Origin of the sequence: Nocardia goodfellowii, from assembly GCF_017875645.1 — a bacterium.
In the GTDB taxonomy this organism is placed as follows: domain Bacteria; phylum Actinomycetota; class Actinomycetes; order Mycobacteriales; family Mycobacteriaceae; genus Nocardia; species Nocardia goodfellowii.
In genome coordinates this window covers 2025494-2047428 of sequence record NZ_JAGGMR010000001.1, presented here as the reverse complement: position 1 = coordinate 2047428, position 21935 = coordinate 2025494, and the positions used below count along the sequence as shown (strand labels likewise).

Below are 21935 nucleotides of genomic sequence, written 5' to 3'. Positions count from 1 at the left end.
TTTCGGTATAGCCCTGATTGACCGCCCGATCAATAGATTGGCGGAGACATTTCCACTCCGACACACAGATGTGACCGCCCACACAATCCGGCAAAACCAAGCAACCGTTAGGGTGAGAATTGTGGACGGCAGCGCAGAACGAGGTTGCACAGGCGTTCCGCGCGGGTATCCCACCTCAGGCACACGCAAGGCCACACGCCGATTCACCCTCGTCCACAAGCACTCTGCGGCGGGTCACCCGTCGTGGCATCGAAAGGTAGGGCGGTATGACAGCGCCGATTGTGATCGTCGGAGCCGGGCTGGCCGGATTGCGCACCGCCGAGGAACTGCGCCGCGCGGGTTACGCGCACGGCCTCGTGCTGGTCGGCGACGAATCGCGACTCCCCTATGACCGCCCGCCGCTGTCGAAGCAATTCGTCCGCGGCGAAACCGACGACACCACCTTGCGCCCCGCGGAATTCTTCGACGAGAACCGGATCGAGCTGCGGCTGGACACCGCGGCCGTCGGAGTGGACACCGCCGCCCGTCAGGTGCGCTTGGCCGACGGCAGCGTGCTCGACTACGACCAGCTGGTCATCGCCACCGGGCTGCGTCCCCGCCGCCTGCCCGGACTACCCGATCTGAAGGGCGTGCACGTCCTGCGCGATCACACCGACGCCGCCACGCTGCGCAGCGAATTGGCCGGGGCGAAAAAGGCTCTGGTGGTCGGCGCCGGATTCATCGGCTGTGAGGTAGCCGCCAGTTTCCGGGCGAGCGGCGTCGAGGTCGTCCTCGTCGAACCGCAACCCACGCCGCTGGCCTCCGTGCTCGGCGAACAAGTCGGCGCGCTCGTCGCCCGCATGCATCGGGCCGAGGGTGTCGACCTGCGCTGCGATACCGGCCTCGACACCTTCCTCGCCGACGACTCCGACCGAGTGCGCGGCGCCCGGCTCTCCGACGGCACCGAGTGCGCCGCGGACCTCGTCGTCATCGGCGTCGGCTCCCGGCCCGTCACCGATTGGCTCACCGACTCCGGCATCGAACTCGCCGAGCCCACCGCCGGCGGCGGAGTCCTGACCGACGAGGTCGGCCGCACCTCGGCCCCCGGAGTCTGGGCCGTCGGCGATGTCGCCGCCTGGCTGCACGACACCGGCCACCGCAAACGCGTCGAGCATTGGACCAACGCCGGCGAGCAAGCCAAGCTCCTCACCTGCGCCCTGCTCGGCCTCGCCGCACCCGCCGCCGCCCAGGTCCCGTACTTCTGGAGCGACCAGTACGAAGTCAAAATCCAAGCCCTCGGCACCCCCAACGCCGCCGACGACATCACCATCGCCGTCGACGACGGACGCAAATTCCTCGCCTACTACGCCCAGGACGGCATCCTCACCGGCGTCGTGGGAGCCGGAATGACCGCCAAGGTCATGAAGACTCGCGCGAAACTCGCGACTCCGACCCCACTCACCGAAATCCTCACCCCCGCCACCACCTGAGCACAGCGTGGCAGGCGGCAGCAACTGCGGCCGCGCCGAGCCATCCGGGGACGCCTCCTGATACTGCGCGCCTGGGTGCTCGCATCGGCTCACCATGGCTGAGCTCCGGCGGCGATGGTCGGCGCGGTTTCCGGACCATGCGCGGCGGCCGTTCGCGGTGGGGTGGCTTACGGGAACGCTAAGGCTGCGATGGGGGTGGGGTGGTGGGGCTGTAATACGGTGGTTGGGTGATCGTCGCGCTCATCGATTCCGGTTTGGGGCTGCTACCGACGGCCGCGTGGCTGCGCAAGCTGCGGCCGGAGGTCGATCTGCTGCTGCAGACGGACCCGGATGGCGCGCCATGGGGGCCGAAGCCGGAACACTGGGTGGTCGAGCGAGTGGTCGAGGCGGCGCGGAATTCGCTGCGTCATGGGGCACAGGTCATCGTGCTGCCCTGCAACACCGCGAGCGTCACCGCGCTCGAGCACGTGCGCGCCGAAGTCGGGCCCGGAGTGCCGGTGGTCGGCACCGTCCCCGCGATCAAACCGGCTGCGGCGGTATGCAATTCCGTGGCGGTCTGGGCTACCGCGGCCACCACCGCCAGCAAATACCAAGCCGATCTGATCGCCCGGTTCGGGGGTGACGCAAAGGTTGTCGGCGTCGCCTGCCACGGTCTGGCGGACGCCATCGACCGCGGTGACCTCGCGGCCGCCAAGGAATCCATCGCGCGCGCCGCCGAACAATCCCCCGCCGATCTGCAAGGCGTGGTCCTCGGCTGCACCCACTACCCCCTGGTCGTCGACGAGATCATCGCCGCGCTTCCTCCCGGCGTCCGTTTGTTCGACAGCGCCGAGGCCGTCGCCGCGCAAACTCTCCGCCGCCTCGACGCCTTGAATCTTCCGCCGGGAACCGGCACAGTCACGGTCCTCAACAGCGCCCGCCCCGGCGTCCTTCCCGCTTCCGCCGCTCATTTCGAACCCGGCCGTCTCCTCGGTGCGAGGCCCTGAAGCCACCGGAGCTGGGCGGCGGTACTTCGAATTTCTTTCGAGCACCGGATAATTCGCGTCGTGAACGCTCGAGAACCACTGCGCGGCAAAACTATTCACAGTTATCCACAGGCGATTAGTTATCCACAATGACCCATGCTCTGAAGGCGTCGCAGGGTTGGTGCGGCGCATCATTGCGCAATGACCGATGAGCTGGTGCTTCGCAAGACCGCGTTGCAGCGCGGTGTCACGGATTACGACCTGCGCCGGGCGTGCGAGAGCGGGCGGCTGACCCGACTCCGCCCCGGCGCGTACGCACATGCGGCTGGTCCCGCCGACCCCTACGGCCGGCACTTGCTGGCGATCAAAGCGACAGCGTCGGCGGTGAGCGCCGGTGTCGTGATCAGTCACCAGTCGGCGGCGGTGCTGCACGGGTTGCCGCTGCTGGAGCCACCCTGCCGGCAAGTCCACGCGACCGTGAACCGCGCCACCGGCGGACGCTTAACCAGGCTGCTGCACCTGCACAGCACTCGATTCGACGCAGACGAGGTCACGGTCGTGGACGGGATACGCACCACCACTCCCGCCCGCACGGTCGCCGATCTGGCCCGCACCACCTCATTCTGCGAAGCCGTGGTCACCGGCGACGCGGCGATGCGCACCTATGGCCTGTCCGTCGACGAACTGGTCGGCGCCCTCCAGCGCTGGCACCGCCGGCGGGGCTTGTCCCAGGCCCGCCAGGCGATCTTCTTCATGGATCCCCGCAGTGCGAGTCCTGGCGAATCCCGCAGCCGGGTCGCCATGCACCTCGCGTTCCTGCCCAAACCCGAGTTGCAGACCGAGATCCGGGACGAGCGCGGCGAATTCATTGCCCGGGTGAATTTCTTCCTGCCGCAGCACAATGTCATCGGCGCATTCGACACCGAATCCAGGTACGGGCGACTCCCCGCGGAACAACCGCACGACGAGGCCATCCGCAGCCTCGGTGGCCAAGTCGTTCGCTGGACCGCCGCCGACCTGGACGATTTCACCGCCACGGCAGCCCGCCTACGGCGCGCGATTGCCCAAGCCGCGATCGCACCGCCACCCCGATGGCAAATCGCATGAACCACAGGCGATTACACCGATCCCACGCGATCGCCGGTGCGCACAGGCGACCGCGTGAGCGGGCTTCAGACCAGGATCTTCGTGACGCGGCCCGCGCCGACCGTGCGACCGCCTTCCCGGATGGCGAAGCGAAGGCCCTCGTCCATGGCGATGGGCTGGATCAGTTTCACGGTCATCTCGGTGTTGTCGCCGGGCATGACCATTTCGATGTCTTTCGGCAGCGTGACCACGCCGGTGACATCGGTGGTCCGGAAGTAGAACTGCGGCCGATAGTTGTTGAAGAACGGGGTGTGGCGACCGCCCTCAGCTTTGCCGAGGATGTAGACCTGGGCTTCGAATTCGGTGTGCGGCGTGGTGGTTCCGGGCTTGACCACCACCTGCCCGCGTTCGACGTCCTCGCGTTTCACCCCGCGGAGCAGCAAGCCCACGGCGTCGCCGGCTTGACCTTGATCGAGCAGTTTGTGGAACATCTCGATGCCGGTGACATGGGTGCGAACGCGCTTGGGGCGAATACCGACGAGTTCGACTTCGTCGTTCAGCTTCAGCACACCGCGTTCGATACGGCCGGTGACGACGGTGCCGCGGCCGGTGATGGTGACGACGTCCTCGATCGGCATGAGGAACGGCTTGTCGGTTTCGCGAACCGGTTCGGGAATGAATTCGTCGACAGCGTTCAGCAATTCGAGGATCGAGGCGGTCCACGCCGGATCACCGTCGAGCGCTTTGAGCGCGGAAACCCGGACAATGGGCGCGTTCTCGTCGAATTCCTGCGCGACCAGCAGGTCGCGCACCTCGAGCTCGACGAGTTCCAGGATCTCCTCGTCGTCGACCAGATCGGCCTTGTTCAACGCGACCAGAATGTAGGGCACACCGACCTGCCGCGCCAGCAGCACGTGTTCCCGGGTCTGCGGCATCGGGCCGTCGGTCGCCGCGACCACCAGGATCGCGCCGTCCATCTGCGCCGCACCGGTGATCATGTTCTTCACGTAATCGGCGTGGCCGGGCGCATCGACATGCGCGTAATGCCTACGCTCCGTTTGGTATTCGACATGCGCGATATTGATCGTGATGCCGCGCGCCTTCTCCTCCGGCGCCTTGTCGATCGAATCGAAAGCGGCCATCGAATTGAGCCCGGGATATTTGTCGCTCAGCACTTTCGTGATCGCCGCGGTCAGCGTCGTCTTGCCATGGTCGACATGACCGATCGTGCCGATGTTGACATGTGGTTTGGTCCGGTCGAACTTCGCTTTAGCCACCGGAACACCTTCTCCCTGGGACCAGCCGTTTGAATCTGCCACGAGGGCACCGACCAAACCCGAGATTCCGCCGAAACCCCCAAGCTCGACGATAGACCTCGACAACCCTGCCGCGCCTGGGATTTTCGTCAGTCCACGCGGGAAAACCCCAGCTAGAGATCAACTTCCCCGGAAACGCCGAACGGCGCCGCTCCGGTAGGAGCGACGCCGTTCGGTGTCAGTAAGTCAGAGACTCACTTGATGATCTTCGTGACGCGACCGGCGCCGACGGTGCGGCCACCTTCACGGATCGCGAAACGCAGGCCCTCGTCCATGGCGACCGGCTGGATCAGCTTGACGGACATCTCGGTGTTGTCACCGGGCATGACCATCTCGGTGCCCTCGGGCAGGGTCACAACGCCCGTCACGTCAGTCGTACGGAAGTAGAACTGCGGACGGTAGTTGTTGAAGAACGGGGTGTGGCGGCCACCCTCGTCCTTCGACAGGATGTACGCCTGTCCCTCGAACTCGGTGTGCGGGGTGGTGGTGCCCGGCTTCACGACGACCTGGCCACGCTCGACATCTTCACGCTTGATGCCACGAACCAGCAGACCGACGTTGTCGCCCGCCTGGCCGTTGTCGAGCAGCTTGCGGAACATCTCGATACCGGTGACCGTGGTCTTGGTCTTGTCCGGACGGATGCCGACGATCTCGACTTCCTCGTTCACGTTGATGATGCCGCGCTCGATACGACCGGTGACGACGGTGCCACGACCGGTGATGGTGAACACGTCCTCGACGGGCATGAGGAACGGCTTGTCGGTCTCACGGACCGGGTCCGGGATCGACTCGTCGACGGCGTTCATCAGCTCGACGATGGACTCGGTCCACTTCGGGTCGCCCTCGAGCGCCTTCAGACCGGAGACGCGCACGACCGGCGCTTCCTCGTCGAATTCCTGGGCGGCCAGCAGTTCGCGGACCTCCATCTCGACGAGCTCGAGGATTTCCTCGTCGTCGACCATGTCGGACTTGTTCAGCGCGACCAGGATGTAAGGAACACCGACCTGACGGGCGAGCAGCACGTGCTCGCGAGTCTGCGGCATCGGGCCGTCGGTGGCGGCGACCACGAGGATGGCGCCGTCCATCTGCGCCGCACCGGTGATCATGTTCTTGATGTAGTCAGCGTGACCCGGGGCGTCGACGTGCGCGTAGTGGCGCTTTTCCGTCTGGTATTCGACGTGGGAGATGTTGATCGTGATACCACGAGCCTTCTCCTCCGGCGCCTTGTCGATCTGATCGAAAGCGAAGCTCTCGTTCAGATCCGGGTACTTGTCAGCCAGCACCTTGGTGATCGCTGCGGTCAGCGTGGTCTTGCCGTGGTCGACGTGACCGATGGTGCCGATGTTGACGTGCGGCTTCGTCCGCTCGAACTTCGCCTTCGCCACTGTGGTGTCCTCCTGGACTTGTTGGTGCGTGCAGTTGCAGCAGTGCGGTTATAAATGGGGGTCGTGCTGACTCCCGGCTAACTGATCGGGGCAAGTCTTGCACTTGCCCCGGTCACGTTGTCAGTCGCCGGTCGCCTTGGCGATGATCTCCTTGGACACGTTGGCCGGAACCTCCGCGTACTGGGCGAACACCATGGAGTAGTTCGCTCGGCCCTGGGTCTTCGACCGCAGGTCACCGATGTAGCCGAACATCTCCGAGAGCGGAACCAGCGCCTTGACGACACGGGCACCACTGCGTTCCTCCATGGCCTGGATCTGGCCACGGCGGGAGTTCAGGTCGCCGATCACATCGCCCATGTAATCCTCGGGCGTGATGACCTCGACCGCCATCAGCGGTTCGAGGATCACCGGACCGGCCTTACGGGCCGCTTCCTTGAGGGCCTGCGAGCCGGCGATCTTGAAGGCCATTTCCGAGGAGTCGACGTCGTGGTAAGCGCCGTCGAGCAGGATGACCTTCAGGTTCACCAGCGGGTAGCCCGCGAGGACACCGTACTGCATGGCATCCTGCGCACCGGCGTCCACCGAAGGGATGTACTCGCGCGGAACGCGGCCGCCGGTGACCTTGTTCTCGAATTCGTAGGTCGCGCCGTCCTCGCCGATGAACGGCTCGACGGCGATGATGACCTTCGCGAACTGGCCCGAACCACCGGTCTGCTTCTTGTGGGTGAACTCGAGCTTCTCGACCTTCTTGGTGATCGTCTCGCGGTAGGCCACCTGCGGCTTGCCGACGTTCGCCTCGACCTTGAACTCGCGCTTCATGCGATCCACGAGGATGTCGAGGTGGAGCTCGCCCATGCCGCCGATGACGGTCTGGCCGGTCTCCTGGTCCAGCTTCACCGAGAAGGTCGGATCCTCGCGCGCCAGCTTCTGGATCGCGGTGCCGAGCTTCTCCTGGTCGGACTTGGTCTTGGGCTCGATCGAGACCTCGATGACCGGGTCCGGGAAGGTCATGGACTCGAGCACGACCTGGTTCTGCGGATCGCTGAGGGTGTCACCGGTGGTGGTGTCCTTCAGGCCGATCACGGCGTAGATGTGGCCGGCGGAGGCCGTAGCGACCGGGTTCTCCTTGTTGGAGTGCATCTGGAACAGCTTGCCCAGACGCTCCTTCTTGCCCTTGGTCGAGTTGACGACCTGAGCGCCGGAGGCCACCTGACCCGAGTACACCCGGATGTAGGTGAGTTCACCGAAGAACGGGTGCACCGCGATCTTGAACGCCAGCGCCGAGAACGGCTCGTCGACGTTCGGTTTGCGGGTCAGCAGCTCCTCTTCCTTGCCGGGGACGTGGCCGGTGGTGGCCTCGACGTCCAGCGGGGAGGGCAGGTAGTCGATGACCGCGTCGAGCATGGGCTGAACGCCCTTGTTCTTGAACGCGGAGCCACACAGCACCGGGTAGATCTCGGAGGCGACGGTCAGCTTGCGGATGGCGCCCTTGATCTCCTCGATCGAGAGCTCCTCGCCACCGAAGAACTTCTCCAGCAGCGCCTCGTCCGACTCGGCGACGGTCTCCAGCAGCTCTTGGCGGTACTGCTCGGCCCTGTCCTTCAAATCTGCGGGGATCTCGACGACCTCGTACTCTTCGCCGAGCTTGGTCTCGCCCTTCCAGACCTTGGCATTGTTCTCGACCAGGTCGACGATGCCCTCGAAATCGTTCTCCGCGCCGATGGGCAGCTGGATGACCAGCGGCTTCGCGCCGAGGCGATCCTTGATCGTCTGCACGGTGAAGTAGAAGTCGGCGCCGAGCTTGTCCATCTTGTTGACAAAGCAGATGCGCGGGACGTCGTACTTGTCGGCCTGACGCCACACCTGCTCGGACTGCGGCTCGACACCTTCTTTGCCGTCGAACACGGCGACGGCGCCATCGAGGACACGGAGCGAACGCTCCACCTCGACGGTGAAGTCGACGTGACCGGGGGTGTCGATGATGTTGATCTGGTTGTCGTTCCAGTAACACGTGGTAGCCGCAGAGGTGATGGTGATACCACGCTCCTGCTCCTGCTCCATCCAGTCCATGGTGGCGGCGCCATCGTGAACTTCACCGATCTTGTAGGTGATACCGGTGTAGAAGAGGATGCGTTCGGTTGTGGTCGTCTTGCCCGCGTCGATGTGGGCCATGATGCCGATGTTGCGGACCTTGTTGAGGTCGGTGAGCACGTCCTGTGCCACGGAAATCTTCCCCGCTCTGCTTGTCGTATATCAGCGTGTTGGGATCTTCGGGTGTCGGACCTTGTCAGGTCCACTATGTCAACGTCGGGAACGGCACCGAAGTGCCGCCCCCGGCGGAGAACATCTCGGCATGATCGGGGCCCTACGTGGTTACGCCGGGCCTGGCCCGCTCATGCCGCGACTACCTTCCGGCCCCCACACGAGCGATGGGCCGGGCGGCAATCACCAGCGGTAGTGCGCGAAGGCCCGGTTGGATTCGGCCATCTTGTGCGTGTCTTCACGACGCTTGACCGAAGCACCGAGGCCGTTGCTGGCATCCAGCAGTTCGTTGGCCAGGCGCTCGATCATGGTCTTCTCGCGGCGGGCGCGGGAGTAGTTGACCAGCCAGCGCAGCGCCAGGGTGTTGGAGCGGCCCGGACGGACCTCCACCGGCACCTGGTAGGTGGCGCCACCGACACGGCGGGGCTTCACCTCGAGGGCTGGCTTGACGTTGTCGAGCGCGCGCTTGAGGGTGACGACCGGATCGGTGCCGGTCTTCTCGCGTGCCTGCTCCAGCGCGCCGTAGACGATGCGCTCGGCGGTGGACTTCTTGCCGTCCAGCAGGATCTTGTTGACCAGCTGAGTGACCAGCGGCGAACCGTAGACCGGGTCGTTGATCAGCGGACGCTTGGGTGCGGGGCCCTTGCGTGGCATATCAGCTCTTCTCCTTCTTGGCGCCGTAGCGGCTGCGGGCCTGCTTGCGGTTCTTCACACCCTGGGTGTCGAGCGAGCCGCGGATGATCTTGTAGCGCACACCGGGGAGGTCCTTCACACGACCGCCGCGCACGAGCACCATCGAGTGCTCCTGCAGGTTGTGACCTTCGCCCGGGATGTAAGCCGTGACCTCGACCGCGCTGGTCAGGCGAACGCGCGCGACCTTACGCAGCGCGGAGTTCGGCTTCTTCGGGGTCGTGGTGTACACACGGGTGCACACGCCACGACGCTGCGGGCTCCCCTTGAGGGCCGCAGTCTTGGTCTTGGAGACCTTGTCACGACGACCCTTGCGGACCAGCTGGTTGATGGTTGGCATAGACCGGCTTTCCTTGTTTTGTCTAACGCGGTGTCTGGAATTTCATGTCTTTGTGGTTCGAGCTATCGAACTCGCACGTCCGTCCACGTTTCTCGCGTCCCGAGGTCGGGCGTGTCGCACTCCGATTACGAACCTTTTTCCGGGCATGCCGGGGAGGTCGGCCGCTTTCGCTGGCTTACGTCGAAGTACGAACTTGCCCGCATGCTTCCGGGCACAGCGGTCCACGATACCCGCGACCTCGAGAAAGGTGCAAAACGGGGTCGAAAACAGCGCAGCTAACGGGCCCGATTCAAGGTCAGCTCGAGCAATTGCTTGGCGCCCTGGCACGGATCCGGGTGGCTGGACCCCGGCCGATAGTTGATCCACCAGCTCACGACGCCGGTATCGGCAGCGCTCGCGGTGACGCCACAGGAGTCCGGATCGTTCGGCCGACGAGTCTGCAGACCACGACTGCCCTGCACCGTGATGTTCTCGCTGGAGTAGCCGAGCTTGTCGTTGTTCGCCTTCTCATTGTTCAGCGAACCGACCTCATACCACGCCAATGTGACCATTGCCACGCCGCCGGGAGCATCTTCGACGTCCCACATGCACACCGCGCCGTTGAAGGAGCCCCGCACGAGTTGGGAGTTGCCGACCGCCTCCCCGATCTTATCTACGCCCACGACCTCGCATTCACGCAGCAGCTTGTCGAAATTGGTGTTGATCTCCGCACCGCCGCTACCGCCGGCGGGATACGCCGAGCCCGGCACCGTCTGCCCGCAGCCGGCCACGGCGAGACCCGCCGCGAGCACCGCGGCGAGGCCCGCGGAACGGGCGAGGCCTGATGCTCCCATCCCGACCTTCCCCCTCATCCGAGCCGCCGCACGGTCAGCTCGGCCAGTTTGTAGGCGTTGTCACACGGATTGGCCCGCGCGGTGAAGGCGCCGTAGGACATCGACCATTCGAAGAAGTCGTCGTCGAGTTGCACCGCGAGATCGCAGATGACGCCGCTCGGGTCCAGGCCCTTCCAGCCCGGGCGGCCGCCGATCTCGATCGTCTCCGGGGACCGCCCGGCCGTGCTCACCCAGGCCTTCTCCCGATCGATCGGGCTACCCCGGTACGAGGCGAAGGTGACGCTGGGCGAGCCGGAGCCCGCGGCTTCCCAGTTGCATCCGGTGGAGTTCTTGTAGACCCGCGAGATACGCCCCAGCCCGGCCAGTTCCTGCACCTCGGCGTCGGTGACATGACCGCATTCGCCGACGAACGGGCCGAGCGAGGCCACCCGCGGCGGCGGGCGTAGCGGAGTGTTGTCCGCATCGGAGCCGCCGCCGGACCCGCAGGCCGACAGCGTCAACGCCAAGGCCATACCGGTGATGAGCGCCGACGAGATCCGCATGCTTCGAACTCTACTGGGTCCGGCCGCGTCGGCTCGGCTGCGCCGGACGAGAGCTCCTGGGTCGCTTACAGATTCCCGCGTGCCGCCTGCTCGCGTTCGATGGCCTGGAACAACGCTTTGAAGTTGCCCTTGCCGAAGCCGAGGGAGCCGTGGCGTTCGATCAGTTCGAAGAAGACGGTGGGGCGGTCGGTGAGCGGTTTGGTGAAGATTTGCAGGAGGTAGCCGTCCTCGTCGCGGTCGACCAGGATGCCGCGGCTCCGCAGTTCCTCGACCGGGACCCGGACGTGACCGATCCGGGCGCGCAGTTCCGGGTCGGAGTAGTAGGTGTCGGGGGTGTCCAGGAATTCGACGCCCTCGCGGCGCAGTGCGTCGACGCAGGCCAGAATGTCGTTGGTGGCCAGCGCGATGTGCTGGACGCCGGGGCCGCGATAGAAGTCCAGATACTCGTCGATTTGGGAGCGCTTCTTGCTGACCGCCGGCTCGTTCAACGGGAACTTCACCCGATGGTTGCCGTTCGCCACAACCTTGCTCATCAGCGCCGAGTAGTCGGTGGCGATATCGTCACCGACGAATTCGGCCATATTCGTGAAACCCATGACGCGGCGGTAGAACTCGACCCAGTGGTCCATCTTGCCCAGTTCCACATTGCCGACGACGTGGTCGATGGCCTGGAACAACCGGACGGGCCGGCCGGGGCGCGGTTCGTAGCCGCCGGTCCGGGCGACATAGCCGGGCAGATACGGACCGTGGTAGCGGGAACGGTCGACCAGGGTGTGCCGGGTCTCGCCGTAGGTGGCGATGGCGGCGGAACGCACGGTGCCGAATTCGTCGGTGTCGTCATGGGGTTCGACCAGGATGGTCGCACCCTGCGCGCGCGCCTGCTCGATACAGCGGTCCACATCCGGCACCTCCAGCGCGATGTCGACGATGCCGTCACCGTGCCGGTCGTGGTGACCGACCAGCGGGCTGTCCGGGTCGACCGCGCCGGTGATGACGAAACGTGCCGCGCCACTGCGCAATACGTAAGCCTTGTGGTCGCGGTTGCCGGTCTCGGGGCCGGAGTAGGCCTCCAGCCGCATACCGAACGCGGATTGCAGGAAGTGCGCGCACTGGGTGGCATTGCCGACCACCCAGACCAGGGCGTCCCAGCCGGTGACCGGGAACGGATCGACACTGGTGTCATGGTCGACGAGGCCGACGAGGCCACGCAACTCGCCGTCGGAGGGCAGGTGCTCGATGGTCATAACACCTAGGAGACCGGCGGCACAGGCGGTAGGCAACAGCGACATTTTTCTGTAGACACTATGGCGAATTCGGCTAGCTGGAGCTCGTTGATGCTGGACAATTTGAATAGCACAGGCTGTACAACGAGGAGGCCGCAATGTCGCGTACGCCGGCGAAACTGGACGAGCTCGATCTCGCCATTCTCACCGCCATGCACGAGTACCAGAAGGCGGGAATTCTGGAGCTGTCCCGGCGCACCCGGGTCGCCCGCGCCACCGTCCAATCGCGGATCGGACGGATGGAGGAGTCCGGTGTCATCGCCTCCTACGACCCGCAGATCGATGTCACCGCAGCCGGTTTCGACGTGCAGGCCTTCGTCACGCTGGAGATCGCGCAGGGCGCGCTGGACCTGGTCGCGGCCGAACTGGACGCGATCCCCGGTGTGCTGGAGGCCTACGCGACCACCGGGTCCGGCGACGTGTGGTGCCGGATCGGCGCCGATTCGCATGCCGGCCTGCAGACGGTCTTACTGAGTATCGACCGGACCAGCTCGGTGGTGCGCTCACACAGCGTCATCGTGCTCTCGACGGTGGTGCCGCGGCGCACGCTGCCGCTGCTACGCACCCTCACCCCGACCCACAGCAGCAAGGCCCCCGCGTACCGGGAACCGCACGACCGCTGACTACTACGGGAGCGGCATGATCCGCACGACGGTGGTCGTGGTGCCGCCGACGACGAACCACAGGCGCAGGCTGGGCCGCCCGGCGCCGTCACCCGGCTCATAGCGGCTGCGGACCATCACATGCTGGCGGGCCAGCACCGGCGCGACGTATTCGATGACCGCCCGGTGCGGCGCCGCGACCAGCTTCGGGTACTCGACGAGGAATTGCTCGGCCGCCTGCCAGTAGCAGGCGTTGTTCACGTGGTTGTAGCTGTCGATGTCGGTAGCGCGCACCGGGAACGGCAGATCGGTGTCGGACTCCGGCGGTGTCGGATCGATCAGGTACGGCCGCCAGCGCAAGCGATGCTCCTGGGTGGTTTGCGCCAGGTACGCCAGGCCCTCGTCGCTGATCCGGGCGGGCATATTGTTCGACTCGCTGATATTGATCCAGAAGCCCTCGGTTTCGATCAGCCCGCCGTTGCCGCTGGTGATCCGCACCCGCATATTCGTCCACCGGGTGGACATGCTCGAGCACCAGCGCAGGAGTTGCACCTCGTCCGGCCACTGGATGGGCCGGATGACATCGATGACCGTGCGCCGGACGATCCAGCTGGGGTCGGTGCGATGCAACGCCGTCTTATGCAACTGCTCCCAGGCGATATCCTGCAGGTAGCGGGCGACACTGTCGAACCGCAGCCGGTCATACGGGTCTACATCACCAGCCCGGACGGGCCACGCCGAAGCGAAGCCCATGCCCTCCTGGGGAAGCGGGGCGAGTGGCTGATCGAGTGACACTGGTGCTCCTCGCGCGGCACGGTGTGCCGCGTTTTTTCTTGCGGTGCTCTTCTGAGACGACTTTACGGGGCTTACGTCACACCCTCGCGTCGAGATCGCCGTACCCGCGCGTAGCCCATCCGGCATCGTGCAGCGCATGAGCGTGTCCGATCTGCCCGAAAAGCTCGGTAAGCCCGCCGGGCAGGCGCCGACCGGCCGCGGCCTGACCCGGCAAGATCAGTATCCGACGTAGCTGCCACCCTGGCTCATCGCCGCGATACCGGGCACATTCGACAGCGAACCGTAGCGTTCGATGGCATACCGGGTACCGGCGATGATGTTGTCGACCGGGTTGTAGATGTCGTCGTGGCCGGGCAGCTTGTAGGAGTTGAACGTCGGGTCGATGGTTTGCATCAGACCCTTGGACGGGATTCCCGCCGCGGCGTTGCTGTCCCAGAGGTTGATGGCGTTCGGGTTGCCGCCGGATTCCTTCTCGATGATCTTGGCGATGATGGCGGCTTCGCTGTCGTCGATGTCGTAGCCCGCGGCCCGCAGCTCCTGGATCGCCTTCTGGATCCATTCCTTCTGCTCACCGGTGGGCATGGTGGTCGGTGCGTCACTGCTGTATTTCGATGTCCCCGAACCGGTTCCGGTGTTCGAGATGAGATTGCTGCTCGGGCTCTGGTTGCTCGGGCTCTGGCTACTCGGACTCTGGTTGGCCGGTTGCTGGGTGGTGGCGGGTGGCTGGGTGGTGGCCGGAGCCGTCGGGGCTTGCTGCACACCGAGTTTCGGGTCACCCAGGCCCGCATGGGCGGCTTGGAGCTTCGCGACGGCCGTGGCGACCTTCGTTCTGGCGACGAGGGCGACCCCCTCGGCCGCGGCGAGGGCGTTGGTGAGATCCAGCTGCCGCTGGGCGGCCGCGAGTTGCTCGGCGAGCACAGCCGCCTCGGTGCCGCCTCGATCGTCGGCTTTGCGGATTTCGGCGATGCGCGCGGTGGCGGTGACGACGCCCGCGTCGGACACCTCGAACGGCGGCTTCTGGTTCAGCGCGTCGTCCCGCAGCTGAATCACCTTGGCCTTCGCGTTGTTCAGGTTCTCCACCCGTTCGTCGAACGCGGTCTTCAACTCCAGCAGGGCGGCGCTGACGGCGGAGGCGCGCGTCTTCTCGGTCTCCATGCGAGTGTTCGCGGCGCTCGCGGCGGCGCCGGACCAAGCCAGCGCCTGGGTGTCGGTGATGCTCTTGGTGAAGAGGCCGTCGAGCTTCGTCGAGACCGTGTTCGCGTGCGTGCCGGCGGCGGTGAGCTTGGTCGGCTCCCACTGGGCGACATCCGGGATGGTGAGGGTCATTTCACCTCCAGGCCGATGGTCTTCAGTTTGTCCGCGAACTCCGCTTCGGCCAGCTCGAATTTTCCGGACGCGTTCCGCATGTTGTCGGCGACCGTGGTGAGACGCTCGTTGATGCGTGTCAGGCAGTTGTTCAGCGTGTCGGTCGCACTGGTGACCACCGTGCCGAAATCCGTGCCCGGTAGCGCGCCGGTGGCGAAGTTGAAGCCCGCACCGGCGCCCAGGCTGGTGACGTCGGTCGCCTCGGTGCGCAGATTGGTCGCGAACTTCTGCAAAGCCTCGGTGTTGACCTGCAACTGGTTATCGTTCGGACCTGTCATGGAAACCCCCTTCTCCCCGACCTGAATTCGCGGCAAGCTTAGCCAAATTCCCACCGTGTGGACAGGGCGGAAGGCCGCCGGATCGGCGAACGAACCACGACCGGACCGCCGGATCGCCGGGCCGCGACCGCCGAGGGGGCATCTGCTGGCACACGCCTTCGGATGCTCTGGTTATGTTGGTCACGGTGTCGTCGGTGACCGAACGAGTCACCGGAGAAGGACGGAGAGGTCGGCCATGCGCGCAGCTCAGGTCAGCAAACTGGAAGGACCGGAAGCGGTCGAGGTCGTAGACATCCCGGAACCGGCGGGTTATCCGGGCGGTGTGGTCATCGACGTGCACGCGGCCGGCGTCGCGTTCCCGGACGTGCTGATGTCGCGCGGGCTCTACCAGATGAAGCCGGAGTTGCCGTTCGTGGTCGGCGGCGAGGTGGCGGGCGTGGTACGGGAGGCGCCCGCGGACGCGCACGTGCGAGCGGGTGACCGGGTGGTGGCGCTGACGATGCTCGGCAATGCCATGGCCGAGGTCGCGGTGGCCCCGGCGCAGATGGTTTTCAAACTGCCGGACAACATTTCGCTGGAGGCCGGCGCGGGCATTCTGTTCAATGACCTGACCGTGCATTTCTGCCTGCGTAACCGCGGCCGGCTGGCCGAGGGTGAGACGGTGCTGGTGCACGGCGCGGCCGGGGGCATCGGCACCTCGACGCTGCGGATGGCTCAGGCATTGGGCGCGGGCAAGGTGATCGCGGTGGTCAGCACCGAGGAGAAGGCCGAGGTGGCGCGAGCGAACGGCGCCACCGACGTAGTGCTCACGGAGGGCTGGCTGGCCGCGGTCAAGGAGATCACCGGCGGGCGTGGCGTGGACATCGTGCTGGACCCGGTCGGCGGTGACCGGTTCACCGACAGCATCCGCTCGCTCGGTTCGGCGGGCCGGCTCCTGGTCGTCGGGTTCACCGCGGGCGACATCCCGACCGTGAAGGTGAACCGCCTGCTGCTGAAGAACGTCGAGGTCACCGGCGCGGCCTGGGGTGAGTGGGTGATGAGCCACCCCGGCTATCTGCAGGAACAGTGGGCCGAGGTGGAGCCGCTGCTGGCCGCCGGCAAGATCGCGCCGCCGCGGCCGGTGCTGTATCCGCTGGAGCAGGCCGCGGCGGCCGTCGCCTCCCTGGAGAACCGGTCCGCCACCGGCAAGGTCGTCGTCACCCTCCGCTGAGCCACCGCCACCCGGGCACGATGCCCCGGGTGGCGAATCATCCCCATCAGCGGGCGACAGCGGGCCTGATCGGCTCGTACTGTGGGCGCATCATGAAGCTGTCGAATCGCGTCCTGAACCGGACCCTGCTCCAGCGCCAGCACCTGCTGGAGCGCTCCACGCTGACCACACCTCAGATGTGCGACCACCTCATCGGCTTGCAGGCGCAGGATGTCCCACCGCCGTTCGTCGCATTGTGGAGTCGGATAACGGATTTCGATCCCGCGACGGTCTCCGGCGCGCTCGACGACCGCTCCCTGGTCCGGATCACGCTGATGCGCGGCACCATTCACCTGGTCACGCCGCCGGACGCGTTGCGGATCGCCCCGCATATCCAACCGGAGCTCGAAAAAGTGCCGTTCCGTAAGGGATTCAACTACGGCGCGATGGTGGGTCTGGATCCCGACGAGGTGCGCAAGCACGGCGAAGCGGTCCTGGGCGAGGAGCCGATGTCCGCCGCCGATCTGCGTGCCCGTGCCGCCGAGCTCTACCCGGATCGCGACCCGGGCGCGGTGTTGCAAACCTGGCTGTACCAGCTGCCGGTCCTCCAGACACCGCCGCGCGGCAAGTGGAAAGACAACAGCCGTCCGGTCTGGTCCCGGGTCGAGCCCTGGCTGGGCGCACCCCTGGACCCGGCATATCCGTTGGCGGAGTTGCTGATCCGGTATCTGCGCGCCTTCGGCCCGGCGACCACCATGGACATGCAGACCTGGTCGAAGTTCACCGGCATCAAGAAGGCCGTCGACCAACTCGGCGACCGGGTGCGCACCTACACCGACGACCGCGGCCGCACCCTGTACGACCTCGCCGACGCCGACCTCGCCGACCCGGACCTCCCGGCCCCGGTCCGTCTGCTCGGCTGGTACGACAACGCCGTGCTCTCCCATCAGGACCGCACCCGCATCGTCCCCGACGGCAATGCCCCGCACCTGCGCGCGTTCGCCGCGGCGGTCTCGCCGGTCCTGCTCGACGGCTATCTCTGCGGCCTCTACAAGGTCTTCCCGAAGGCCGGAGTCGCACGCCTGCGGGTCAGCCCCACTCGCCCATGGTCCCGGGCCGAACGCGCGGAGGTCGAAGCGGAAGCCCTTGCCCTGCTGGCCTTCCTGGAGGAGGACAAGGAGCCGGTGGTCGAGATCCTGGAGCCGGACGCAGATCTGAAGCTGTGAGGTTTTACAACCGCGCAATACGCCGCCTCTAGGCTCTCGGACACGTCGCTCATGGCTGCAACGGGCGACGCGAACCGCTGAATCGGCGGGCGAACCAGCCGCATTTCCAAGGAGGAATGCCGCATGGTGCCCACGAGCGCTCAGTCCACCGTCCTGACCGATGTCACCGTCTACCTACGCGGCGATCAGGCCCCGCGCTGGCTGCCCGGCCAGGATGTCGTGATCCGCGCCGGAATGGTGACCGCGATCGGCGCGGATGCCCGGCGGGCGCACCGCGATCTGGCGCGGACCGACGGCAGCGGCGGCTATCTGGTGCCCGGCTTCGTCAACACCCACACCCATTTGCAGCAGGCGGTGCTGCGGGGCATCGGCGAGGGCCTGCCGCTGCTGGCCTGGCTGCGGTGCGTCGGCGAGCGGACCGTCGCGGCCACTGCCGAGCAGACATATCTGTCCGCGCTGGCGGGCGGGCTGGAGTTGTTGCGCGGTGGCGTCACCACCGTGGTCGAGCACATGTGGCCGAATCGCTCGGAGGCCGTGCACGACGCCATGATTCGGGCGCTGGACGAGGTGGGTATCCGGGTGATTCTCGGTCGCGGCCTGGCCGACCGCGCCGATGCGAGCCGCCGGTGGGGACTCGATCCCCGGCTGATGCAGCCCCTGCCGGAGGTCTTCGCGCATATCGAGGATCTGGATGCCCGGTTGCGCGGGTCGCGGATCAGCACGGCGCTGGCGGTGCCGAATCCACGGTGCCTGACGCCCGACGGCATGGCCGCCGCGCGCGAGTTCGCGGTGCGCGGCGACAAGACCGTCTCGATACATGTCCTGGAGACCAGCACCGACGATGAGATGTGCCGGCTGCACGCGGGTCGCGGCGCGGTCGACTACCTGGACGAATCCGGTTTCCTGTGGGATCGGACCCTGGCCGTGCACTGCGTCGATCTCGATGCGCACGGCCGGGACGTTTTCGCCGACCGCCGCGTCGCGGTCTCCTACAACCCGCTGAGCAATATGCGCCTGGGCAGCGGTGCCGCGCCGGTGCTCGACATGCTGGCGGCGGGAATCGGGGTCGGGCTCGGGGTCGACGGCGCCGCCAGCAACGACACCCAGGACCTGCTCCTGGCGCTGCGGATGGGTTCCTACCTGCAACGGGTCACGCACAAGCGCGCCGACCTGCTGGGGTTCGACGACATGCTGCGGATGGCGACCTGCGGCGCGGCCGCGGCGCTGGGCCGGGCCGACCGCGGACCGGGGATCGGCGTCGGGGATCGGGCGGACCTCACGCTGTTCCGGTTCGACCGGGATTTCGCCTGCCTGCCGGTGCTCGATCCCGGCGCGACACTGCTGACCACGGGTTCCGCGCGTGTGGTCGACACGGTGTGGGTGGACGGCGAACCGGTCATTCGGAACGGGCACAGCACCCGGGTGGACGCCGAAGCGCTGGTGCGCCGGCTGATCAGCATGCGCTGACAAGTTAATCCGCCAGAAACTCAGCGGCGATTACATGTAATTCAGAGCCGCAAAACTGATCTGACGCAGGAGTTACACGCAAACAAGGCTCCGCGAGGGAAGGCACCCACGGTGACACTCTTCGACACAACCCAGGACGCCGACGCCAGGACCTTGCTGTCCGGCCTCGACGTCTCATTCGCCCGGGCGGGCAAGGCATTCGGCGATACCGTCGCCCTCACCGACATCGATCTCGACCTCAGGACCGGCGAATTCGTCGCCGTAGTAGGGCCTTCCGGCTGCGGAAAGTCGACGCTGCTGCGACTCGCCGCGGGTCTGACCCGGGTGAGCTCGGGATCCGTTGCGGTGCGGACGGATTCGATCGGCTTCATCTTCCAGGAGCCGACCCTGCTGCCCTGGCGGACGGTACTGCGCAATGTCGAACTCTCCGCGGAGTTGCAAGGAGTGGACCGCAAATCCCGCCGGGTCCGCGCCGTGGCCGCGCTCGACGCGGTCGGCCTGACCGATTTCGCGAAAAGCCTGCCGCATCAGCTTTCCGGCGGCATGCGGATGCGAGTATCGCTGGCCCGGGCACTGACGCTGCGGCCGCGGCTGATGCTGCTGGACGAGCCCTTCGGCGCGCTGGACGAGCTGACCCGGCTCAGCATGCAGGAGGAACTGCTCCGCCTCTACCGGGACCACGAGTTCACCGCGCTGTTCATCACGCACTCGGTGTCCGAGGCGGTGTTCCTCGCCTCGCGCGTCGTGGTCATGTCCGCGCGGCCCGGCCGGGTGCACGAGGTGATCGACGTGGACCTGCCCTATCCGCGCGCCCGCGAACTCCGTTTCGATCCCGCGTTCACCCGGCTGGTCGCGCGTACCTCGGATGCCTTGAAGGCGGCCTGCTGATGGCCCGGCTCACCAAAACCCTGGTGCCCCTGGTGTCGTTCGGCCTCGCCGTGACCGCCTGGTATGCGGTGTCCCTGCTGCTGTTGAGTCCGCAACGCCGGTTCCTGCTGCCGCCGCCGCACGCCGTCCTCACCGAATCCCTGGCCGACCCGGCCAAGCTCGAAGTGATGCTGCGCGCGCTCGCCGTCACCGCACGGGTCGCGGTCACCGGGCTCGCGGTCTCGGCCGTGCTCGGTGTGGCGATCGCGGTGCTGATGAGCCAGACCAAGCTGATCGAACGCGTCGTCTACCCGTATTCGGTGGTGCTGCAAGCGATCCCGGTGCTGGCCGTGGTGCCGCTGATCGGACTCTGGTTCGGCTACGGCATCGGCTCGCGCACCATCGTCTGCGTGCTCATCGCGATTCATCCGATTATCGCGATGACCCTGTTCGGCATCCAATCGGTCGACGGCAACCTGCGTGAGTTGTTCGCCCTGGGCCGCGCGGGCCGGTTCCGCACCATGCTCGCCCTGGAACTGCCCGCGGCGCTGCCCTCGATCATGACGAGTTTGCGGACCGCGGCGGGGCTTTCGGTGACCGGCGCGATCATCGGCGACATGTTCTTCGCGCAGGGCAGGCCCGGCATCGGCACGCTGCTGGACAACTATCGCGCCCGGCTGCAATCCGAGGATCTGCTCGCGGCGCTGCTGCTGGCCGGTCTGTTCGGCGTGCTCGTCTTCGCCTTTTTCACTGCCGCACAGCGGATCACGACCGGCGGCTGGCACGCCGCCGGACGCTAGACCTACCTGGAGAATGTCATGCGTATTCGCCCCCTCGGCGCGATAGCCCTCGCCGCCGCCGTAATCGCCTCCGGCGCGGCCTGTTCCGGCTCCGATGCCGGGACCGCCGCCGCCGACCTGCCCGCCGCTCCGGCCGAACAGCTGCTGTCCGGGATCTGCCCGGCCACGGTGGTCGTGCAATTGCAATGGGAACCGGAAACCGATTCCGGTCCGATCTTCGGGCTGCTCGGTCCGGGTTACCGGGTCGACTCCGACAGGAACCTGGTCACCGGTCCGCTGGCGATCGACGGCAAGGACACCGGAGTCGATCTGGAGATCCGGGCGGGCGGTCCGGCGATCGGATTCCAGACGGTGCCTTCCCAGATGTATGTCGACTCGTCCATCACCCTCGGGCTGGCGCACTCCGAACACGCCATCGCCGCCGCGGCCACCCAGCCGATCGTCGCGGTGACCACCCTGCTGCGGGACAGCCCGCAGATGCTCATGTGGGATCCGGCTACCCATCCGGAGTGGCGCGGCATCGCCGATATCGGGAAATCCGATGCGCCGGTGGTGGTTTCGCAAGGACAGCTGTACCCGGAGTGGCTGGTGGCGCGCGGTCTGGTCAAAGCCGGGCAGATCGACAGCTCCTATGACAATTCGCCGTCCAGATTCGTGGCCGGGCCGTCGTTCGCCCAGCAGGGCTTCGTGAACTCCGAACCCTACGTCTACGAGCACGAGGTGCGGGCCTGGGGCAAACCGGTCGGCTACCAGCTACTGCGTGACGTCGGCTACGAAGGCTACGCCCGCACGGTCAACGTGCGCGCTGACCGGATCGACGAGCTGCGGCCCTGCCTGCGGCGGCTGGTGCCGATGATTCAGCGGGCCACCGCACAGTTTCTGGCCGACCCGGCCCCCGTGGACGACATCGTCGTGGACGTGGTCTCGCAAAGCCTCAACTTCAGCCCCTACAGCGCCGAGCTCGCCGAATTCGGTTCCCGCGCACTCATTTCCGGCGGCCTCGTCGGCCCCGACACCGACGGCGTCATCGGCAGCTTCGACGAGGCCCGGGTGCAGCGCGTCATCGCCGAGTTCAGTCCGATCCTGCGCCGCGGCGGCGCACAGATCCCGGACGGGCTGTCCGCCCGAACCCTCGTCACCAAGGAATTCCTCGACCCGACCGTAAGGAACTAGGC

General features: G+C 66.4%; 21 protein-coding genes. 10 read left to right on the top strand and 11 right to left on the bottom strand.

What is annotated here, in order from left to right; genetic code table 11:
- Positions 1-266 precede the first annotated feature (266 nt).
- The 3 genes from BJ987_RS09100 to BJ987_RS09090 all read left to right on the top strand — a co-directional run bounded on the left by BJ987_RS09100 (position 267) and on the right by BJ987_RS09090 (position 3541).
- The gene (locus BJ987_RS09100) at positions 267-1469 is read left to right on the top strand and encodes an NAD(P)/FAD-dependent oxidoreductase (protein WP_209886783.1); all 1203 of its coding nucleotides are present in this window, start codon (positions 267-269) and stop codon (positions 1467-1469) included.
- Positions 1470-1696: 227 nt separating this feature from the next.
- Positions 1697-2455, top strand: a complete 759-nt coding sequence (locus BJ987_RS09095) for a glutamate racemase (protein WP_209886780.1) — start codon at positions 1697-1699, stop codon at positions 2453-2455.
- A 180-nt stretch (positions 2456-2635) separates the two neighbouring features.
- Positions 2636-3541 (top strand): type IV toxin-antitoxin system AbiEi family antitoxin domain-containing protein, encoded by a 906-nt coding sequence (locus tag BJ987_RS09090; RefSeq protein WP_209886777.1) that lies wholly within the window; start codon positions 2636-2638, stop codon positions 3539-3541.
- A gap of 65 nt (positions 3542-3606) precedes the next feature.
- On the opposite strand, the gene tuf (BJ987_RS09085) is transcribed toward BJ987_RS09090, so the two are convergent.
- From tuf (BJ987_RS09085) to hppD, 8 genes are all read right to left on the bottom strand, one after another.
- Entirely contained in the window at positions 3607-4797 is a 1191-nt protein-coding gene (tuf, locus tag BJ987_RS09085) for an elongation factor Tu (protein WP_209886774.1), read from the bottom strand.
- Positions 4798-5030: 233 nt separating this feature from the next.
- A complete protein-coding gene (gene tuf, locus BJ987_RS09080; RefSeq protein WP_209886771.1) occupies positions 5031-6221 on the bottom strand; it encodes an elongation factor Tu in 1191 nt (396 codons plus the stop codon).
- Positions 6222-6341: 120 nt separating this feature from the next.
- Positions 6342-8444, bottom strand: coding sequence for an elongation factor G (gene fusA / locus BJ987_RS09075; protein ID WP_209886768.1), 2103 nt, complete (start codon positions 8442-8444; stop codon positions 6342-6344).
- 222 nt (positions 8445-8666) lie between these two features.
- Positions 8667-9137 (bottom strand): 30S ribosomal protein S7, encoded by a 471-nt coding sequence (rpsG, locus tag BJ987_RS09070; protein ID WP_030525248.1) that lies wholly within the window; start codon positions 9135-9137, stop codon positions 8667-8669.
- 1 nt (position 9138) lies between these two features.
- Positions 9139-9513, bottom strand: a complete 375-nt coding sequence (gene rpsL, locus BJ987_RS09065; protein WP_019049359.1) for a 30S ribosomal protein S12 — start codon at positions 9511-9513, stop codon at positions 9139-9141.
- Between the two features lie 275 nt (positions 9514-9788).
- A complete protein-coding gene (locus BJ987_RS09060; protein ID WP_209886765.1) occupies positions 9789-10346 on the bottom strand; it encodes a DUF3558 domain-containing protein in 558 nt (185 codons plus the stop codon).
- 14 nt (positions 10347-10360) lie between these two features.
- On the bottom strand, positions 10361-10888 hold the full coding sequence (locus BJ987_RS09055) for a DUF3558 domain-containing protein (RefSeq protein WP_209886763.1): 528 nt from the start codon (positions 10886-10888) through the stop codon (positions 10361-10363).
- Between the two features lie 65 nt (positions 10889-10953).
- Positions 10954-12132 (bottom strand): 4-hydroxyphenylpyruvate dioxygenase, encoded by a 1179-nt coding sequence (hppD, locus tag BJ987_RS09050; RefSeq protein WP_209886760.1) that lies wholly within the window; start codon positions 12130-12132, stop codon positions 10954-10956.
- A gap of 137 nt (positions 12133-12269) precedes the next feature.
- On the opposite strand from hppD, the gene BJ987_RS09045 reads away from it, so the two are divergent.
- A complete protein-coding gene (locus BJ987_RS09045) occupies positions 12270-12794 on the top strand; it encodes an Lrp/AsnC family transcriptional regulator (RefSeq protein WP_194816047.1) in 525 nt (174 codons plus the stop codon).
- Positions 12795-12797: 3 nt separating this feature from the next.
- Here the strand turns inward: BJ987_RS09045 and BJ987_RS09040 are convergent, their stop codons facing one another.
- The 3 genes from BJ987_RS09040 to BJ987_RS09030 form a co-directional block, all read right to left on the bottom strand.
- Positions 12798-13568, bottom strand: a complete 771-nt coding sequence (locus BJ987_RS09040; RefSeq protein ID WP_209886757.1) for an acyl-[acyl-carrier-protein] thioesterase — start codon at positions 13566-13568, stop codon at positions 12798-12800.
- A 216-nt stretch (positions 13569-13784) separates the two neighbouring features.
- Entirely contained in the window at positions 13785-14894 is a 1110-nt protein-coding gene (locus tag BJ987_RS09035; protein WP_209886754.1) for a transglycosylase SLT domain-containing protein, read from the bottom strand.
- Positions 14891-15211 (bottom strand): type VII secretion target, encoded by a 321-nt coding sequence (locus tag BJ987_RS09030; protein WP_209886751.1) that lies wholly within the window; start codon positions 15209-15211, stop codon positions 14891-14893. The genes BJ987_RS09035 and BJ987_RS09030 overlap by 4 nt, the downstream gene beginning before the upstream one ends.
- Positions 15212-15446: 235 nt before the next feature.
- Between BJ987_RS09030 and BJ987_RS09025 the strand changes: the two genes are divergently transcribed.
- From BJ987_RS09025 to BJ987_RS09000, 6 genes are all read left to right on the top strand, one after another.
- Complete coding sequence (locus tag BJ987_RS09025) at positions 15447-16421, top strand: NADPH:quinone oxidoreductase family protein (protein ID WP_209886748.1); 975 nt, start codon at positions 15447-15449, stop codon at positions 16419-16421.
- 29 nt (positions 16422-16450) lie between these two features.
- Positions 16451-17626 (top strand): winged helix DNA-binding domain-containing protein, encoded by a 1176-nt coding sequence (locus BJ987_RS09020; protein ID WP_307869551.1) that lies wholly within the window; start codon positions 16451-16453, stop codon positions 17624-17626.
- 123 nt (positions 17627-17749) lie between these two features.
- Positions 17750-19093, top strand: a complete 1344-nt coding sequence (locus tag BJ987_RS09015; RefSeq protein WP_209886745.1) for an amidohydrolase family protein — start codon at positions 17750-17752, stop codon at positions 19091-19093.
- A gap of 111 nt (positions 19094-19204) precedes the next feature.
- Positions 19205-19981, top strand: a complete 777-nt coding sequence (locus BJ987_RS09010; RefSeq protein WP_209886742.1) for an ABC transporter ATP-binding protein — start codon at positions 19205-19207, stop codon at positions 19979-19981.
- The gene (locus tag BJ987_RS09005) at positions 19981-20760 is read left to right on the top strand and encodes an ABC transporter permease (protein WP_209886739.1); all 780 of its coding nucleotides are present in this window, start codon (positions 19981-19983) and stop codon (positions 20758-20760) included. Before BJ987_RS09010 ends, BJ987_RS09005 begins: the two co-directional genes overlap by 1 nt.
- An 18-nt stretch (positions 20761-20778) precedes the next feature.
- The gene (locus BJ987_RS09000) at positions 20779-21933 is read left to right on the top strand and encodes a nitrate ABC transporter substrate-binding protein (RefSeq protein WP_209886736.1); all 1155 of its coding nucleotides are present in this window, start codon (positions 20779-20781) and stop codon (positions 21931-21933) included.
- The last annotated feature ends 2 nt before the right edge of the window (positions 21934-21935 follow it).

Excerpts from the sequence above, each read along its gene's own strand:
- BJ987_RS09100 (WP_209886783.1), top strand. The coding sequence starts at position 267 with ATGACAGCGCCGATTGTGATCGTCGGAGCCGGGCTGGCCGGATTGCGC.
- BJ987_RS09090 (WP_209886777.1), top strand. The coding sequence starts at position 2,636 with ATGACCGATGAGCTGGTGCTTCGCAAGACCGCGTTGCAGCGCGGTGTC.
- rpsG (WP_030525248.1), bottom strand. The coding sequence starts at position 9,137 with ATGCCACGCAAGGGCCCCGCACCCAAGCGTCCGCTGATCAACGACCCG.
- rpsL (WP_019049359.1), bottom strand. The coding sequence starts at position 9,513 with ATGCCAACCATCAACCAGCTGGTCCGCAAGGGTCGTCGTGACAAGGTC.
- BJ987_RS09060 (WP_209886765.1), bottom strand. The coding sequence starts at position 10,346 with ATGGGAGCATCAGGCCTCGCCCGTTCCGCGGGCCTCGCCGCGGTGCTC.
- BJ987_RS09055 (WP_209886763.1), bottom strand. The coding sequence starts at position 10,888 with ATGCGGATCTCGTCGGCGCTCATCACCGGTATGGCCTTGGCGTTGACG.
- hppD (WP_209886760.1), bottom strand. The coding sequence starts at position 12,132 with ATGACCATCGAGCACCTGCCCTCCGACGGCGAGTTGCGTGGCCTCGTC.
- BJ987_RS09045 (WP_194816047.1), top strand. The coding sequence starts at position 12,270 with ATGTCGCGTACGCCGGCGAAACTGGACGAGCTCGATCTCGCCATTCTC.
- BJ987_RS09035 (WP_209886754.1), bottom strand. The coding sequence starts at position 14,894 with ATGACCCTCACCATCCCGGATGTCGCCCAGTGGGAGCCGACCAAGCTC.
- BJ987_RS09030 (WP_209886751.1), bottom strand. The coding sequence starts at position 15,211 with ATGACAGGTCCGAACGATAACCAGTTGCAGGTCAACACCGAGGCTTTG.
- BJ987_RS09025 (WP_209886748.1), top strand. The coding sequence starts at position 15,447 with ATGCGCGCAGCTCAGGTCAGCAAACTGGAAGGACCGGAAGCGGTCGAG.
- BJ987_RS09015 (WP_209886745.1), top strand. The coding sequence starts at position 17,750 with ATGGTGCCCACGAGCGCTCAGTCCACCGTCCTGACCGATGTCACCGTC.
- BJ987_RS09005 (WP_209886739.1), top strand. The coding sequence starts at position 19,981 with ATGGCCCGGCTCACCAAAACCCTGGTGCCCCTGGTGTCGTTCGGCCTC.
- BJ987_RS09000 (WP_209886736.1), top strand. The coding sequence starts at position 20,779 with ATGCGTATTCGCCCCCTCGGCGCGATAGCCCTCGCCGCCGCCGTAATC.